Here is a 17,081-nt window from a genome sequence, read left to right on the forward strand (position 1 = left end):
TGTGTCCCCTCGTGAGTTCGGCCGCCCCGGCCACTCTTCCGATAGAAGGTACCGCTCGAACAGATTGCCCAGCCACGGCCGAGCGAAAGTCTGTGAGAAGAAACAAAAGGTCCGCCTCGACATGGTTGTCGAGGCGGACCTGTGGAGCCTGAAAAGCTATGTGACGGGCGAAGTTCGCACTGTGGTTCCGGTTTCGTCGGCGACCTGGGCGATGGGGATGCCGAGGCTCGCTGTTCCGCCGTACTGAGCGAGGGCCAGGTTGGCCTCTGCGCAGTCGGGAGCGCCGCCGCTGTTGGAGCCGCTGGTGATGCCGAGAGCCAACGTTCCCGTCACGATTGCGCCGCCACTGTCACCGGACAATGTGCATGCCGTGCTGGCGAATCCACGGACGGTACGGCTGCTGCCGCCCTCCATGAACAACTGTGTCTCGACCCGGTCGGCCGCGATGACACCGCAAGTGAACGACGAGGACTGTCCCGATTTGCAGACCGGCGCTCCCACGACCGGCGACGCCATACCAGTGACGGTGATCGTGCTGCCGTTGGCGCCGCGAACCGTGGGGCGATCTAGACCGGAGGAGACGCCCTGCTCGTTCAGCGCGATGACCGACCAGTCGAGGCCGCTGGAAGATCCGAGACTCGAACGATCGACGGTGCCGATCCGAGTGCTCGCCTGCACGTCCGCCGGGTTCGGCAGATAGACGGGCGCTCCACCGGAGCCGGTGTCGGCATTCGGATTGCAGTGTCCTGCACTGAGATTGACAGGGTTCCCGGATGCGTCGGTAGCGTTGAAACCGAACGAGCAGACGCTGATCTCGGTGGACGGGGTGTCCTTGATATCGCCCTTGGTGGTGACGTACGTGTCGCCGCCCATCGGCGACGGATCGACTGGCTTCGGTGCTCCCGGAGACAGAATCACCTTCAAGTTGGCGAGCAACGTCGGAAGGTTGAGAGCACTACCGATTGGGCTGTTGGCCAGATCGATGACGATCTGGTTGTCCAGGATGTCGATCGATGTGCCATTGACCTGACTGGCAACCTCGCGTGGCAGCGACGCAATCCACGAGTTGAGGTCGGCGAGCGACTTTTCCAGGCCGTCGGCCGACACCGGCGCGTGAGCGGTGTCGTACCCGTCCTTGGCGACTGCCTGTGCGGCATCGGGAGTGGTCACGGCGACGACGGCAGTGCCGTCGGGACCGATCCAGGCGCCGGCGAAATCCGACGGCCGGGACGCGCGGAAGTCGGAAGCGTAGGTGGACAGCTCCTGAGCGCGCGCTGCGCGGTCGAGGTATTCCTGGGGAGAAATCTTCAGATCACGAACGACAGCGTCCGCGAGCTCGCGGGGGAGCTGATCGGCAGGACTCTGACTTATCGATGATTCTGGGTCTGCCGACGCGGGGGCCGAGAAGATACCGAAAAACAAGAACGCCGTCGAACAGATCACTGCGGCGCGCAGTGCCCCCGTGTTACGCATGAAATCCCTTCATCGGGTCTGAGCATCAGCGCCCCACCCTAGGCCATAACGTCACAGATGGTGGGAACCCGCAGCTCACAGCGATGAGCAGGAGCGTCCCCTGCGTCAGCCTGCGCCCGGGATACCGAGCGCAGGCGGCAGTTCACGCAGAGTGAGCCGCGGGATCTCCATACGAGGAGGGAGGGACCGTGGCGTCGTAGCGGGTGGGGGTTCGGCTACCGGTGGCGGTTCGACGGCAGGTGGCGGTGCCACGGGCGGAGCCGGCTCGGGTGGCACGGTCTCGACGGCTTCCTGCGGGGGCAGTTCGGGAGGTGCCTCGGTGGTCGGCGGTGCGGGCTCCGTGGTGGGAAACGGAACAGCTACGGCTTGCGGGGTGGTGGGCGGCGCCGCCGACGTAGTGGACGGGGACTGCGCATCCGTGATCGGAGGCGGTGTTACTTCTGCTCCGTCCGAGAAAGTGCCGAGAGCAGCCGCGATCCCGATCGATGCCAGAATCACCGCAGCAGCCAGACCGGTGACGACCAGCAATGGCTTTCGCTTGCGGCGCTCGCTCTCGGGAGCGGACCGGGAGGGCTCTGCCACTGCGACGGGTATGGCCTCGGAAAATGCCAGTGCTTGCGGCGACGCGATGACCGGTAGCGCATCGGTATCTGCAGCGTCGCCAGATCGACCGCCCTCGAGCACGGCCAGTGCACCGATCGCCAGCGCGACGTCGTCGGGCAATCCAGCGCCCGAGTCGAGTGCCGCGTAGGCGCTTCTCGCAGCGGTCTGCGGCACGAGGTGGACGCCGCGCAGGCCGGTGTGGTCCAGCGCTCCGAGAAGTAGATCGATTTCGCCGGTTCCCCAGCTGTCGGGATGAACGACTGCGACGCTGGGTGTCACCCCGCCGTGGCGGGATCTTGTCATCGCGACGAGGCAGTTCACCGCATGCGCGACGAGATCCTCGGCGAGATAGACGTCGTCCTCGGCAGGTGGGCGTCCGACGCGTGAGATGGATGCGGCAACCGTCGGCGCACCGTCCTCGGACTCGTGCTGGGTTTCTGTGCCGAGGCTGACGGTTCCATCCTCGGCGAAGCTCAGTTGGGTCGTCGTTTCGAAGACTGTCGGGTCCACACTTGTGTCCCTGCGGTGTACAGCGACGGAGTTCGTGTCACCGATCGATACAGCGAGGTACCCCATCAGGCGCCCCGTTCCGAATTCGTCGACCCGTTCGGCGCCGACGGGGTGTCCGTGCCTCCATCGTCGCCAGGTCCGGTTCCTCCGCCTGGAGTTCCCTCGCCTGGAGTTCCCTCGCCCGGGGTTTCCCCGCCTGGGGTTCCCTCGCCTGGCGTCTCACCACCCGGCGTCTCACCACCCGGCGTCTCACTATCCGGAGTTTCACCGTCCGGCGAATCGTCGGTGGGCGGAGTGTCGTCAGCGGGGGTGTCCACGTCGCTGCTGGGTGCAGTCGAGTTGGACGCAGGATTGGTCCTGGGGAGTTCCTCGGTAGTGCGGCCGACCTCGGAGTCAGCCGTCGGTGTGCCCGGGTCCAGCGTGGATGGCGCTGGTGCAGCCGGTTCGATGATCGGCACCACCGTCGGGAACGGGATGGCGGACGTGGGAGAGCTGGCCGTCGTCCGTGGAGCCGCAGCCGGTGCGCCCTCGATCACGGGGATCGAGGGCGTCGTCGAGTCCTGCAGGATCAGCGACACGACACCGCCGCCGAGTGCCAGGACGGCGGCCAACGCGACAGCTGCAAGTACTGGCGTGCGTGCCCAGATCGGTCGTGCCGGCCGGGCGAGAAGAATCTCCTCGGTCACTGCGTCGACCGGGTATTCGGACGCGATCGACGCCGCTCCCCGCGCCGCTGCGATCCCGGTGTCTGCACCGGCCCAGGTTGCCCGTGTGGTGTTCGCCCAGGCAGCGAGGGCATCGGTTTCGGATACGAGTGCGACGTGATCGAGGCCGTGCCGGTTCATGGCGATCCGAACATCGGAAACTCGTTCGGCTGTCCACGATGCGGGGAACGTTGCTGCCGCGGCCATGCGCGACATATCGGTACCGACCGACTGGGCGACCTCCGCCAACAGGCAGCGCAGCGTCATCGCGATGAGGTCGCCGGGCTCGAATCCGGAGTCGACCTCGGCTCCGACGTAGCCGGTGAACTCCGCAGCATGAAGGTCGTCGGTACCGCCCAGTGATACCGAATTGTCGGCGTGGACGTACAGGACTGTGCTGTGCAACGACGCGACGTGCAGCGACGGGTTGGCCGCGCTGGGACGCGAGACAGCGGCGATGGACCGCTCGTCGTCGATGTACAACCCGACGTCGGGCAGGCCGACATACGACGAGAAGGCCGCGTCTGGCTCGGCGTGGCGGTTCGACATGTTCTGCGCTACCTCGTCAACTGATCGGCGCACCGGGCGGTCACCGCACTGTCAAGGATGTCGCTTTTCGGCGTGCCGGAGTTACACGTCCGTCGAATCCGCGCCGTATCCCAGTGCTCGAAGCATCGACAGCAGCTCTGACCTGGAGCCCGCGCCGAGCCGTCGACGGATCCGAGCCACGTGGTGCTCGACGGTCTTGGCCGATATGTAGAGGCGTGCGCCCGCCTCGCGGTACGTGACGCCGAGGACGAGGAGTTCGGCGACCTCGGCTTCACGGGCGCTGAGGGAGCCTTTCGGTTCGTCGGCGACGTCGGCTGTCGGAGCGGACGCCGGCAGCCGCAGCGAGCGCGCTACTTGCAACAGCGAGGTCGCGGAACGAGTGTCTGCGACGCGTAGAGCCGCTTCGCTGGCGAGGCGAGCTCCATCCCAGGACAACCCGAAGCGGGTCAACGACCGGGCGGCCAGCTCGACTTCCGGCACATCGGGGTGGCCCTGTAGAACGCCGAGCCACGCTCGCCCCGCTGCAGCAAGCGCCGCAGCGTAGTGATTCGATTCCGCTGATCGTGCAAGTGCGCGGGCGTGGGGGACGAGCTCGGCCGGGCGCTCGCCCAGAATCGCGGCCTGTACGCCGTACCAGTGGAGCGCCGAGGACCACACACGCGGCTCGTCGAGCTGGGCGATCACCGCGTCCGCCTGCGCGAGGAGGTGAGATACCCGCTCCGGCTGACCGACGCGGACGGCGGCGAGCCACAGCTCTCCCACTGGCAGGAAGGACAACAGATCCACCGAGTACGACGCGACGACGTCCTGCGCATCGTCCCATGCCTTCGACAACGATCCGCTGTCACCGGACCGCCGTGCGAGGCCGACACGAAGGCCGTGGAGAAAGAGCTGATTCCGGCTGTGAGACAACGGGATCTGGACGGAATCGATGCGGGCCTGGGCGCTGGTGACGTCCCCGGCCAGCATCGCCGTCCAGGCGTGCAGTAGTGCGATTCGCGCTGCGTGGGGGTGTCTGGGCGGCAGCGTCGCGGCAGCTCGGACCGCCGTCGACTCGGCTCGGGCAAGGTCGCCGCCGTGCAGCGCGAACAGGATCGCCGTTGCGGCAGCTGAATCGGGGGTTGCGCCGCGAGATGCTGCGGCCGAGAGCGAGACCGCCCGCATCAAGGTGGACGTGGCAGCGGTCGCTTCCGCCGTGGAGATCGCCGTGACGGACTCGCGCAGACCCGCTGCGAGTAGGCCGGTCGCCGCGCTGGACGCGGTGGGTGGCGCGTTCGATGCGCCGGCCATGGCGTCGGCGACTGTCCGATCGCCGACGGTCAGTGCCACCGCAGCAGCGATATCGGCATCGCTTCCTGCGCGTTCGACGCCGAGCCACGAGTACAACGCGCTGCTTCGAGTCGCCATTCCTCGTTCGGCGGCGACCGCTGCGGACACTCGTATGGTGGTGCGCAGTTGCCGATCGTCGACCGACTCATGTTGTTCCAGAACCGAATCGCAGAACTGCTCGGCCGACAGGAGGTCACCGAGCAGAAACGCGATCTCGGCGCGCTGCGGGGCCAGCGCGATCGCGTCGGCTCCGGCGTCGACGGCGTACCCGTACAGCAGTGCCGCGGAGTCGATTCCAGCTCCCGATGCCGAGGACGCCAGGAAGTGTGCAAGTTCGCCGTGACGAACACCGGCCCGTGCCATCATCACGGCCGTTGATGTATCGAGAGTATCTGTCTTGCAGCGATATTCGAGAAGCCTGGTGGCTGTGGCCAGGACTCGTCGCCGGCCGATGGCACCGATCAGGGCGTTGTCGAGGTCGGGGAGTGCGGTGAACGAGTCGGACACCAGCCCAGCAGCGACCGCTTCGTCCAGTATGGAATCGACATCCGAGATCCCATCGACGAGATCGACCATTGCATCGTGGTCCGCGCCGACACCGAAGTGCGCCAACGTCACCACGGTTCGGTCGATCTCGCTCATCGCTCGCAGCACCTCGATGCGATGACCACGCACCGCGTCGGCGACGACTTTGGTGACCGCGGAGTCGGCATCGGAATGCTGGGCGGCGTCGAGCGCCGCATCCACCGTCCGTGGGCAACCTCCGGTGATGGTCGCGATCGTCCCCGCGAGTGCCGCAGAAATCGGGTGGCCTCGATCGGCGGCCAGCGCTGCGATGTCGGGTTTCGTCAACCGTTCACGTGCGGGGGTCACAACCGACGGCCTAGTTGATGATCCGACCGGTGATCGGGTCGATCAGACGCCCAAGGGAATCCGTCGTCTTTCCGATCAAATTGCCCGCGCTGTCCAGGGTTCCGGGCAGCGGATTCTGAACGGGCGGAACGTTGATCACCGGCGCCTGGGGGACCTCGACGTTGGGAGCCTGGGGGCTCGGGGCCTGCACGCTGGGTACCTGCACGCTCGGCACGGTGACATCCGGAACTGTCGCTGCCGGAGCTGGAGCCGCAGCCCCTGGGGCCGCGGGAGCGGCGCCGGCGTTGGGAGCGGCCACGACGCTGCCGTCCTCGGCGATAACGGTGCCCGCGGCCGGGACGAGGCTGCCGTCCGCGGCGACGGTCGGTGCGGGCAATCCGTTCGCGGTAGTGGCGCCGACGATGGCATCGGCGATGGCTGCCTCCGTCGTCTCGGGTGCGGTCGTACTGCTGGTACCCGCAGTGTTCTCGGAAACAGTCTCGGCCGGTTCGTTGGATGTCAGAGCGGTGCCGACGGATAGTCCGCCACCGGCAATGACCACCAGCGCGGCCACTGACGCAAAGACGATGCCTGCCTTCTTGCGCCCGGACATCCCGGGGGACGCGGCAGCACTGCCGACGGACGCCGATGCCGGGCGTGGAGTTGGCCGGGGCATGACCGCTGCGACGGGCGCCGGTGGAACGTCGGCGACGACGGAACCGGAGATCTCGTTGGCGATGATCGCGCCACCGATGGCCGGGATGCGGTCGGGGTTCGGTCCGGTCGCAACGGGTACCCGCAGTTCCGAGGAAATGAGCTCGGCGACAAGGGGAATGCTCGAACTTCCACCCGTGAGCAGCACCTGGGTGACGTCGGAAACGTCTAGGCCTGCAGTGTGCAAGGTGTCGCGGATCAACTCGACGGTCTCGAGAATCGGTTGGCGGACGAGTTCCTCGATCTCGTCACGAACGAGGCGGGTGTCGCTGTGCAGACCCGGTAGCTCGACGGTAAGTGTTGTCGCCGTTTCGTACGAAAGCTGTTCCTTCGCTTCGCAACACCGCGCGCGCAGTTCCACGAGCGCGCCGACCGTATCGGGATCGAACGGGTCGAACTCGAACGGCTGGCTGCCCGAGACGGTGTCGAGAACGTACTGGGTGATGAGGTGATCGAACTGAGATCCGCCGAAATCCTGTGAGTGGACTCCGGTTCCGATGACGCCGGCTTCGGAACCGGTGCGCATCAACGTGAGGGCAAGTGAGGTTGCACCGAGATCGTAGATGACCGTCAGGCCGTCGCTTTGTGCTCCCCGTGAGGCTTCGAGCCAGCGCATCGCCGCGAACGACTCGGGGACGAGGGTGGCGTCGGGAACCCCTGCACGTCCGAGGGCTTCGCGCAGGACATCGGCAGTGTAGGCAGTCCATCGATCGGGATGGGTGACGATGACGGCCGGCTCGGTGGTGGCACCCGCAGCTACCTCGGCCACCAGCGCGCGGGTCGCGGTCGCGAACAGATCCTCGGCGAGGTACGACACGCCGTCCTCGTCGAGCAGTGGAACTGGATCCCCCACCCGGTCTGCGAATCCGGTGATCAGATGGCGCTGTGGCCGATCCGACAGAGCGGCAAGGTTCGGCGTCGCACCGGGGCGGAGATCGAGAGCCGAGCGGCGCACAACCGTGGGCATTGCCTCATCGGTGGCGAAGTCGCGCGATGCATACGGGTCGTAGGAAGTATCCAGGGCGGCCACCGAGGTGACCGTGCCGATCCGTATACCGAGCCCTGCGCTCATCTGCATCTCCGATTTCTCTGCCCGCGACGCCCGCCGACGCTGTAGTGGATGTCGCCAGCATGGCATCTTTCGTTACGTCTCACAGCAGGTGGCGGCCTACATGCGGGCAAACCCCCTAGTGGATGGGAATCCCCTAATGCGCCACCCCTGGGTGTCCTGGATCGAGTAGGGGGATCGACCCCGTTGGGAGAACTGCGTGGTGCCCATAGCTTTGTGATCAACCACGAACGTCCGACATCGAAGGAGCCACGCAATGGCCACGAACGCTGTACTCGACTTCATCCTCAGCCTCCTCCGCGACGACGAGGCGGCTGCCGCATACTGCGCCAACCCAGAGGGGACATTGGCTGCTGCCGGCCTCGGCGATGTGTGCCACGCGGACATCGTCGCCGTCGCCCCGTTGGTCGCCGAGTCCGGACTGTTCGCAGGTGCCGGTGCGCAGCTGTCGGCCATCCTCGGTGCGGGAGCCGGTGCCGCAGCGAGTCTGGAAGGTGGACTTGCCGGCGGAGGCGCAATCGGCGGCGGTCTGTCGACCGGCCTCGGTCTCACGGCCGGCGCAGTGGTCGGTGGCGGTCTGGCAGGTGGCGGAGTCATCGGTGGCGGAATCGGCGGAGGGTTCGGCGGCGACCTGGATCTTGCAGGCGATATCGCGGCATCCATCGGCGCAGCACTCAGCGCAGCGCTCGCCGTCGGTGGCGGAATCGGCGCGGATCTCGGAGTGGCCCTCGGCGCTGCGCTCGAAGCCCTCGTCGGCGCAGGCGGTTCGGTGGACCTCGGCGGTTCGGCCGAGCTCGGTGCCGCGCTGACCGGCCTGATCGGCGGCGGACTTGGGCTCGGCGCAGGACTTGGGGCGGGACTCGGCGCAGACGTCACCGCGGGACTCACCGGCGCATTGGACGCAGCGATCGGCGCAGTCGGCGGGCTCGACCTGAACGCGCTCGCAGGCATCGACGGAGCTCTCAGCGGGGCACTCGGAACGGTCTTCGGTGTCGGTGGCGACATCGGCGCCGAGCTGGGCGCAGCTCTGGGAGGCGTCTTCGGTGCAGTCATCGACGCCGGACAGATCGACCTCGTCGGAGGTCTCGCAGGCGGACTCGGAACGGCACTGACTGCAGGCCTCGGCCTCGGCGCCGACGTCGCCGCACAGCTCGGCTCGGCACTGGACGTGGCACTAGGCGCGGGCGGCGGACTTGCCGCAGGCGTCGGCGGTGGCCTCGAAGGTGTGTTCGCGTTGCAGAGCGGTCTGGCCGCGGCCCTCGGATCTTCACTCGGCGCGGTGCTCGACGCGGGTGCTCTCGCCGATCTCGATCTCGGCGGACTTGCAGGTATCGACCTCGGCGGAATCGTCGCCGGATCCCTCGGCACCGCACTCGACCTCGATGCAGGCATCGTCGCGGACCTGACGACCTCGATCGGAACGGCCATCGACGGCGCATTCGGAGCGGGACTCGGCGGAGTCGCCGACCTCGAAGGGGTACTCGGTGCCGCGTTCGGAGTGGGCGGCGAAGCAGGCGCAGCAATCGGCGGCGCTCTCGACGCAGTCGTCGGTGCCGGCGGAGCGTTCGATCTCGGCGCCGCACTCGGTGCCGGGACCGCTCTCGGTGGCGCACTCGAGGGAGCATTCGACGCCGCCCTCGGTGCAGCAGGTGACCTCGCAGGCGGCATCGATCTCGGCGCAATTGCAGGACTCGGTGCAAGTGGAGGACTCGACGTCGCGTCGGGACTGGAAGGCGTCTTCGCACTCGAGAGTGGCCTCGCGTCGAGCATCGGCTCCTCGCTCGGTGCGGTCCTCGACGCAGGCGCGCTGGCCGATCTCGATCTGACCGGACTGACGTCGGGTGAACTGGGAACGGTCATCGGCGGTGCGGTCGGCTCGGCGCTCGACCTGGACACCAGCGCAGTCGGCAGCCTCACCGCCGCACTGGGAACCGCGATCGACACGTCGGTCGGAGCCGACATCGCAGCTGCGACCGATCTCGAAGGGGTTCTGGGAGCAGCGTTCGGAGTCGGTGGTGAAGCAGGCGCAAATCTCGGCGCAGCACTCGACACCGTGCTCGACACGAGCGGTGCGCTCGATCTCGGCGCCGCCCTCGGTGGCGGAGCCGAACTCGGCGGCGCACTCACCGGTGCAGTCGACGCCGCCCTCGGTGCAGCGGGTGGCATCACCGGTGGCGTAGCAGGCTCCGGCGACCTGGGACTCGGTGCGGTCGGCGGAGTGACCGCAGGCCTAGGCGGCGGACTGGCCGCGGGCCTTGATGGTGGATTGGCCGCAGGCCTTGACGGTGCAGTCCAAACCGGTGCGGAGCTGGGCAGCGGACTGACCGGCGGACTCGACGGAACGGTCTCGGGTGTCGTCTCGGGTGCAGCGGGCCTCGGCGGGTCGCTCGAAGGAGTGGTCGAAGGAACCGTCGGAGCCGGCGTCGACGCCGGAGCTCAGGCGGGCGCGGACTTGACCGGATCGCTGCAGGGCGCCACCGACCTCGGCCTTTCGGCTGCAGGTGACCTCGGTGCCGGGCTGAACACGGGACTCGGCGCAGGACTCGACGCCGGTGCGTCGGCGGGAGCGGACCTGGCCGGCGGTATCGCAAGTGGCGCAGCCGCAGGCACGGATGTCGCCGGTGACGTTGCCGGTGGAATTGCCGGTGGAATTGCCGGCGGAGTCGAAGCCGGATCCGATGTTGCCGGTGATGTGGCCGGTGGAATCGCAGGCGGAGTCGAAGCCGGATCCGATGTTGCCGGTGATGTGGCGGGCGGAATCGGAGCAGGCGCAGATGTCGTCGGCGGCGCAGCAGGTGGAGTCACGAGCGGCTTCGACGGTGCTGCGGACGTCGCGGGGAGCGCATCCGGATCGTTCACCAGCGCCTTCGATTCGAGCGCGTGGTCCTCGGTGGATTCCAGCGTGTTCGGCGAGGCGGAGTCCTCGCTGCACTCGGCCGCGAGCCTGCACGGCGACGTGGACAGTTCGGCCGACGCCGTCACGGACGTCGCCACCGTAGATCACCACCCGGATCTGCTGAACCCGTAACGTAATCGGTGAACTTGTAGGTAAAGACCCCGGGCGGTTCTACTGCCCGGGGTCTTTACGCTCGTTAGAGTTCAGGGCAGCCGATGAACGTGTACCGAAAGAAGGCCATGGACGGGCAAGCGAAACAGTTGGCCGAGCTGCTCGATCGAACTGCGGCAGTAGCGCAGACGGTCGGACGGTCCGATCTCGTATCGAGAATGGAACTCGCCAAAGAGCGGGTACTGGATCCGCGCAGACGCATCGTCGTCGTCGGCCCGCTGAAACAGGGAAAAAGCCAGTTCGTGAACTCGTTGCTCAACCTGAACGTGTGCTCGGTCGGTGACGACGAGACGACCGCGATTCCTACGCTGGTGCAGAACTCGGAACGCTCGTTCGCAGAGTTGGTGCTGGCGGATCCAGGCAACGACGTCGTGCGCGCCGACGTTCCGCTCGACGAACTGCAAGCGATCACCCCGTCCAGCCCTCGGGCGCAAGGACGCGAGGTAGTGCGGCTCGAGGTGAACGTGCCGAGTCCGCTTCTCGCCGACGGCCTCGTGCTGGTGGACACGCCGGGAGTCGGTGGTCACGGAAACCCGCACGCTGCAGGAACTCTCGGCATGATTCCGTCGGCCGATGCCGTGCTCGTGGTCTCCGATGCGAGCCGCGAGTTCACCGAGCCCGAAATCTCCTTTCTCCGTCAGGTTCTCGGCCTCTGCCCCACCGTCGCAGTTCTGATCACGAAAACCGATCTGTATCCGCACTGGCGTCAGATCGTCGAGGCGAACCGCGGCCACCTCCAGCGTGAAGGCCTCGACGTTCCGATGGTTCCGCTGTCCTCGCTTCTCCGCTCGCACGCACTGCGGCTCAACGACGAAGAACTGAACGTCGAGTCCGGCTTTCCGGAGCTCTACGCATTTCTGCGAGAGCAGGTCGTGTCCCGTGCCGATGCCACGACTCGGTCCGCAGTCTCGCTCGACATCCGATCTGTGACAGAACATCTAACTCTTGCGATGGGAAGCGAACTGGCAGCGTTGCGTGATCCCGATCGCGCCGCAGCTGCGGTGGCGGGTCTGCAACGGGCCAAGTCCGCCGCCGAGGAACTGCACAAGAAGACCTCGCAGTGGCAACAGACCCTCGCCGACGGTATCGCCGACCTGGCGTCGGACATCGACCATGACCTGCGTGATCGGCTTCGTCGGGTCACCCGGGAAGCGGAGGAGACCGTCGACGAGGGCGATCCAGGATCTGATTGGCTCGAGCTCGGCGACTGGCTGGAGGAGCAGATCGCGACGTCGGTCGGCGACAACTTCGTGTGGGCCCACGAGCGTGCACTCTGGCTCGCCGAGCTCGTCGCAGATCATTTCGCGGCCGCAGGTGCAGCCCAACTTCCCGATCTCGATATCGGCGATCTCGACAACGTTCTCGATCCGGTTGCCTCCCTTGCTGATCTGGAGAGCGGGAAGATCGGGATCACCCAGAAGGTTCTCGTCGGAATGCGGGGATCGTACGGCGGTGTCCTGATGTTCGGACTGATCACCACCTTCGTCGGCCTGAGCCTGCTCAACCCCATCTCGATCGGCGCGGGAGTTCTCCTCGGCACGAAGGCGTACAAGGAGGACAAGGAGAATCGGATCCGAGCTCGGCGATCCGAGGCCAAGATGGCCATCCGCAGATTCACCGACGACGTCAGCTTCCAGGTCGGCAAAGAGTCGAAGGATCGGCTGCGTCAGATCCAGCGCGTTCTTCGGGATCACTTCACCTCCATCGCCGAGCAGACACTGCGATCTCTGAACGATTCGTTGCGCGCCGCGCAGGAAGCCGCGAAGATCGAGTCGACCGAACGTGCCGCCCGCACAGCGCAACTGGATCGGGACATGAAGGTCGTCGCCGAGCTCAACGAGCGGGCCGCTGCGCTCGTCGGCCCGAAAGACGTGGTGAAGTGACAGCGCTCGCCGACGCCCGTGCCCTCATTGCTGCCGCGCGAACTGCGTACTCCATCGACACGTATGCGGCGGCGACGCTGACCGAATGCCTCGAACGGCTGGATCAGCCGCTGCGCGTGGCGCTGGCCGGGTCGTTGAAAGCGGGCAAGTCGACGTTGCTCAACTCGCTTGTCGGGCAGGATATTGCGCCGACCGACGCGACCGAGTGCACGAAAGTCGTGACGTGGTACCGCAGCGGCGCAACTCCGAGCGTGACGGCCTGGTACGACGGCAACCGCTCTGCCCACGTTCCCGTCCAGCGCCGGAGCGGTCGGTTGACGTTCGACCTGGGGGAGTTGACGGCGGCGCAGGTGGATCGCCTCGACGTCGAATGGCCGGCGCGGACGTTGACCCAGACGACGATCATCGACACGCCGGGAACGTCGTCGCTTTCGCGTGACGTGTCCGCGCGCACTCTGTCGATGCTGACGCCGGAGAACGCATCCTCCGGTGCCGACGCCGTCGTGTATCTGCTGCGCACGCTGAACGCGACGGACGTATCGTTTCTGAGCCAGATCGGGTCGCACGTGGGTGGGGAATCAGGCCCGCTCGGTGTCGTCGGCGTCGTATCCCGCGCCGACGAGGTCGGTGGCGGCCGCATGGACGCCATGATGTCGGCCAGGGACGTCGCCGCCCGATTCGCCTCGGAGTTGGAGGCGACTGGGCTGTGTCAGGCCGTGGTGCCGGTTGCGGGATTGCTGGCACTGGCCGCAGAAACGTTGCGGCAAACCGAGTTCGCGGCGTTCGAGGTTCTGGCTCAAGTGCCGGACGAGGACCTGCAGATGGCCATGCTGTCCGCGGACCGCTTCTCGCGGCCGGGTCTGCTGCCGGTCGATTCGGAGCTGCGGGCGTCGATCGTCGACCGATTCGGCTTGTTCGGCATCCGAATGGCCGTCACGTTGATCAAGCTCGGTGTTCGTGACTCTCCGACTCTCGCAGCCGAGTTGGTCGAGCGTAGCGGACTCGACGAACTGCGCTCGGTCATCGACGTGCAATTCGGTCAGCGTGCCGATCAGTTGAAGTTGCACTCGGCGCTGCTGGCGCTACAGCGCACACTCGAGGCACGACCGATCGCCGAATCGGCGGCGTTCCGTGCCGAAGCCGGGCGAATGCTCGCAGACGTGCACGGTTTTCAGGAGCTGCGGCTGCTGGGCCGGATGCGGTCGGCCAAGCCGAAGCTTCCGGAGACCGAGCTCGCCGAACTACACCGACTGATCGGCGGATTCGGAATCGACCCGTCGACGCGCTTGGGATTGGATCCAGACGCAGGACCGACCGAACGCTACGACGCGGCCATCGGCGCAGCGTGGAAGTGGCGGCGGCTGTCGGAGCATCCGTTGCTCGACCCGTTCACCTCGCGGGCGTGCGCGGTGGCAGCGCGAAGCGCGGAGGGGATTGCGGCTGCGCCGCCCGTGAGGACGTAGACAGTCACGACGGTAGCTGCGCGGATCTTATCTTCGTGCCATGGCCGCACCGGCCGCCACCGTCGCGACTGCCGCGAGGCCTGCACCGAGCAGCGGTCCCCAGCGAAGGACGCCCGCTACGAGGTCACCGGCGTCGGCAGTGAAAGTCCAGAACAGTACGCACGCGCCCGTGGTTGCCAACCCTGCAACCAGCAGGATGCTGCCGGCCAGGGACTTTCTCGCCGACGCGAGCGAGAGTCCCACGCCCGCCACGAGTAGAAGTACGACTGCAACTGCCGCACTGCCGAGAACGGTCACGGTGACGGTATCCGCGATCGCGGTTTCCGTCGCACCCGAGCTGTCCTGCGACACCGTCGTTTCCAGCGCCGCGCGTACGGCGTCGTAATTCAGCGCAACCACGGCCGCGAGCCCGAGGACGACGAGCGTCACCCCCGCCCACGCTGCCAGGGTCACTCGGAAGGCAACCGCGGGTCGTGCCGGTTCGTCCCGCGGTCGCAGCGGGCGAACTGCGAACTCCGGTCGTTCCGGCTGCGGCCGCGGTGCTGGGTCCGGGCGACGATGGCTGGCGGGATCGGTCACAACTGTCGATCCTATCGGCGACTGCGTGCCGCTGTGATACTGCGCTGAACGTCAGCGCAGTATCACTGGCACGCCCTGGTACGGGCCGAGCGTCATCGGGAAGCTGTTCAACTCGTCGACCACGCCGATATCGGAATCGTCGAACATGTCGTAGACCCCTGCGCCTGGAGTCAGGTGCTTCGACTGAATCGTCGCGGCCACCTCGTCGGGCGAGAAGTTGATGACGGTCGCCTGGATCGCACCCTGTGCCAGCTCGTGCACCAGAACCAACAGTCCCTTGTGGGACACCGTCGGAACGTCCAGCTGTTGCGCTGTCGCGATGCCGTACCGGTTACGCAGCTCGATGATATGAGCCAGTCGGCGAGCGAAGGAGTTCGAGTCCTTCAACTGTTCGGGAAGCGAACCGTACAGGCTGCGACCACGCGGGATGCCGGATTCGGAGCGCACGGCGTCGGGAAAGCTGTTCATCAGGTCGTGGGCGCCGCGGTTGAGCCAACGGGTGTCACCCTCACGGATGAGTTCGGCCACGTCTTCGGCGTCGATCGGAAGAATGCCGAGTAGATCCCATCCCGACAATGCGAACACACCCGGCTGCAGTGCGTTGTACATCGCGAGCATCAGGTGCACCGTCTTGACGGTTTCGATGTCCGCCTCGTCCATCCGGTCGAGGTCGCGGATTCCGAGCGATGCGGTGATGACACTGGCTGTCGTGCAAGCGATTCCATTGGTCGTGAACAGTCGATTGTACGGCGCCCAGCGGCCGGTGAGCCGGTCGGTGAGCTCGGCGCGAATCTGATTGCCCAGATCGGAACCCTTCACCACCTCGCCGCCGTAGTGGAACTCGTCCTCGGCATGGAGCGTCGCGAAGTGGATCAGCTCGAAGGTGAGCTCGTCGTGGTTCTGCAACGCGTGCACGAGTGACGCCGGGTCGACGCCGTGATCGCGCGACAGCGTCATGGTGAGTCGGAGGAATTCGGTGTTCCCCATGACGAGGGCGTGTTGGTATGCAGGGCGATTGATGAAGTCGTACGACAGGTCGGCGCCGTTGGTGCCCATGGCCTTGATGTCGTCGATGGTCAGGTTCAATTCCTGGAAGGTGAACCCGCCCATTTTGCGAACCACACTGGCGATCAGGTGATTTGCAGCCTCGGACAGGGGATGGCCCTCGGACCACCCCGGCCCCTCGGCACGCCGCTCGACGCCGAGGAAGCCGTTGGCGTCCAGACGAAGTGCGCCGGCGCCGAGATCGGCGATGGAGTGGCAGGCGTCGCCGATCACCAGACGCATTCCGGCGAACGATGGGTCGAGCCAGTTGATCGACGGCTGGCCGGCCTTGAAGTAGTGCAGGTAGACCCAGCGTCGTTCGACCCCGTCGATACCGATGACGGGAGCCGTTGCGCTCCAGTTGGTTTCCTTGACTCCGAGTTCGTAGAAGATGACGCGTTGGAGTTGGCCGATGATGTAGCCGGCACGCGCCAGATTGGCTTCGGCTTCGGCGTCGATGTTCTGGGAATCCGCGCCCGCGCGAACCCGGGGGAGCAGGTGCCAATCCTCCGGCTCGATCTCGACCATGTGGTAGATGCCGGGATAGTCTGCGACGGCCATCTCGGCGAGACGGAAGTCGGCACCCTTGCCGGTGTGGCCGGGGACGATGTCGTCGATGACGATGCCGTCGTATGCAGCTGCGACGACGCACAAGCGTCGGAACTCTTCCTCGGATCCGAATGCCGGGTCGATCTGCATGCCGATTCGGTCGAAGTGACCGTCGACCGACGGCGTCGGGCGCCATCCGTGAATGCCGCCCGCGACCTTGACCGGACCGGTGTGGACCGCGGTGATGCCGATATCGGAGAACGCTTGCCACAACGCTTCGTCGCCGAGGGTGCTGAGGAAGCTCGTGCGCGGCGCATTGATCACCGAGATGGGGTACGCGGTGAACCAGACAGGGGCCCGTTCCACCGCGCCGCGAGGGTTCGGGTCGGCGTACGGGTTCTGCCACATGCTCCCCTTGCCGGAGAGTTGTTCGGCGATGAGCTTGGCGTCACGCAACATCGACTGCTCGGTCAGCCACTCGACGTACTCGGGATTGGCTGCCGATGGTTCGCCGTCCTGCGGGGTCGCGCCGTTTCGATCGGCTCGTCGCACGGACGGGCGCAGCGGCCGCGGCCGGGCCGGATAGAACTTCTCGTCGTAGGTGATCTCGCTCGGTTCGTGCTGCACTTCGGGATCCATGTGCCTCTTCTCGCCTCGCTTTACTTGAACCCTACGTAGGGAACGTGCCCTCTG

General features: G+C 66.4%; 10 protein-coding genes. 3 read left to right on the plus strand and 7 right to left on the minus strand.

Annotated features, from left to right (window positions below; genetic code table 11):
* Positions 1 to 156: 156 nt before the first annotated feature.
* From WDS16_RS26145 to WDS16_RS26165, 5 genes are all read right to left on the minus strand, one after another.
* A complete protein-coding gene (locus tag WDS16_RS26145; RefSeq protein ID WP_338888956.1) occupies positions 157 to 1,473 on the minus strand; it encodes a S1 family peptidase in 1,317 nt (438 codons plus the stop codon).
* A gap of 105 nt (positions 1,474 to 1,578) precedes the next feature.
* Entirely contained in the window at positions 1,579 to 2,586 is a 1,008-nt protein-coding gene (locus WDS16_RS26150; protein ID WP_338888958.1) for a hypothetical protein, read from the minus strand.
* Positions 2,587 to 2,651: 65 nt separating this feature from the next.
* Positions 2,652 to 3,872: a hypothetical protein gene (locus WDS16_RS26155; RefSeq protein WP_338888960.1), complete on the minus strand. Its 1,221-nt coding sequence runs from the start codon at positions 3,870 to 3,872 to the stop codon at positions 2,652 to 2,654.
* A 48-nt stretch (positions 3,873 to 3,920) separates the two neighbouring features.
* A complete protein-coding gene (locus WDS16_RS26160; protein ID WP_338888962.1) occupies positions 3,921 to 6,041 on the minus strand; it encodes a LuxR C-terminal-related transcriptional regulator in 2,121 nt (706 codons plus the stop codon).
* Between the two features lie 10 nt (positions 6,042 to 6,051).
* Positions 6,052 to 7,806: an Hsp70 family protein gene (locus tag WDS16_RS26165; RefSeq protein WP_338888964.1), complete on the minus strand. Its 1,755-nt coding sequence runs from the start codon at positions 7,804 to 7,806 to the stop codon at positions 6,052 to 6,054.
* 253 nt (positions 7,807 to 8,059) lie between these two features.
* On the opposite strand from WDS16_RS26165, the gene WDS16_RS26170 reads away from it, so the two are divergent.
* From WDS16_RS26170 to WDS16_RS26180, 3 genes are all read left to right on the plus strand, one after another.
* Entirely contained in the window at positions 8,060 to 10,831 is a 2,772-nt protein-coding gene (locus WDS16_RS26170; protein ID WP_338888965.1) for an IniB N-terminal domain-containing protein, read from the plus strand.
* A gap of 107 nt (positions 10,832 to 10,938) precedes the next feature.
* Positions 10,939 to 12,753 carry a dynamin family protein gene (locus WDS16_RS26175; RefSeq protein WP_422395867.1) on the plus strand — a complete coding sequence of 605 codons (1,815 nt, stop codon included), beginning with the start codon at positions 10,939 to 10,941 and terminating at the stop codon, positions 12,751 to 12,753.
* Positions 12,750 to 14,216 carry a dynamin family protein gene (locus WDS16_RS26180; protein ID WP_338888969.1) on the plus strand — a complete coding sequence of 489 codons (1,467 nt, stop codon included), beginning with the start codon at positions 12,750 to 12,752 and terminating at the stop codon, positions 14,214 to 14,216. The genes WDS16_RS26175 and WDS16_RS26180 overlap by 4 nt, the downstream gene beginning before the upstream one ends.
* Before the next feature lie 27 nt (positions 14,217 to 14,243).
* Here the strand turns inward: WDS16_RS26180 and WDS16_RS26185 are convergent, their stop codons facing one another.
* Together WDS16_RS26185 and treS are read right to left on the minus strand one after the other, a co-directional pair.
* Complete coding sequence (locus tag WDS16_RS26185; RefSeq protein WP_338888971.1) at positions 14,244 to 14,795, minus strand: hypothetical protein; 552 nt, start codon at positions 14,793 to 14,795, stop codon at positions 14,244 to 14,246.
* Between the two features lie 51 nt (positions 14,796 to 14,846).
* Positions 14,847 to 17,027 carry a maltose alpha-D-glucosyltransferase gene (gene treS, locus WDS16_RS26190; protein WP_338888973.1) on the minus strand — a complete coding sequence of 727 codons (2,181 nt, stop codon included), beginning with the start codon at positions 17,025 to 17,027 and terminating at the stop codon, positions 14,847 to 14,849.
* Positions 17,028 to 17,081: the final 54 nt, after the last annotated feature.

The sequence above is a fragment of the Rhodococcus sovatensis genome, from assembly GCF_037327425.1.
Classification (GTDB): Bacteria; Actinomycetota; Actinomycetes; order Mycobacteriales; family Mycobacteriaceae; genus Rhodococcoides; species Rhodococcoides sovatense.

What these genes read in the sequence shown, in the direction of transcription:
- WDS16_RS26145 (WP_338888956.1), bottom strand. Translation starts at nt 1,473, where the DNA reads ATGCGTAACACGGGGGCACTGCGCGCCGCAGTGATCTGTTCGACGGCG.
- WDS16_RS26165 (WP_338888964.1), bottom strand. Translation starts at nt 7,806, where the DNA reads ATGAGCGCAGGGCTCGGTATACGGATCGGCACGGTCACCTCGGTGGCC.
- WDS16_RS26170 (WP_338888965.1), top strand. Translation starts at nt 8,060, where the DNA reads ATGGCCACGAACGCTGTACTCGACTTCATCCTCAGCCTCCTCCGCGAC.
- WDS16_RS26175 (WP_422395867.1), top strand. Translation starts at nt 10,939, where the DNA reads ATGGACGGGCAAGCGAAACAGTTGGCCGAGCTGCTCGATCGAACTGCG.
- treS (WP_338888973.1), bottom strand. Translation starts at nt 17,027, where the DNA reads ATGGATCCCGAAGTGCAGCACGAACCGAGCGAGATCACCTACGACGAG.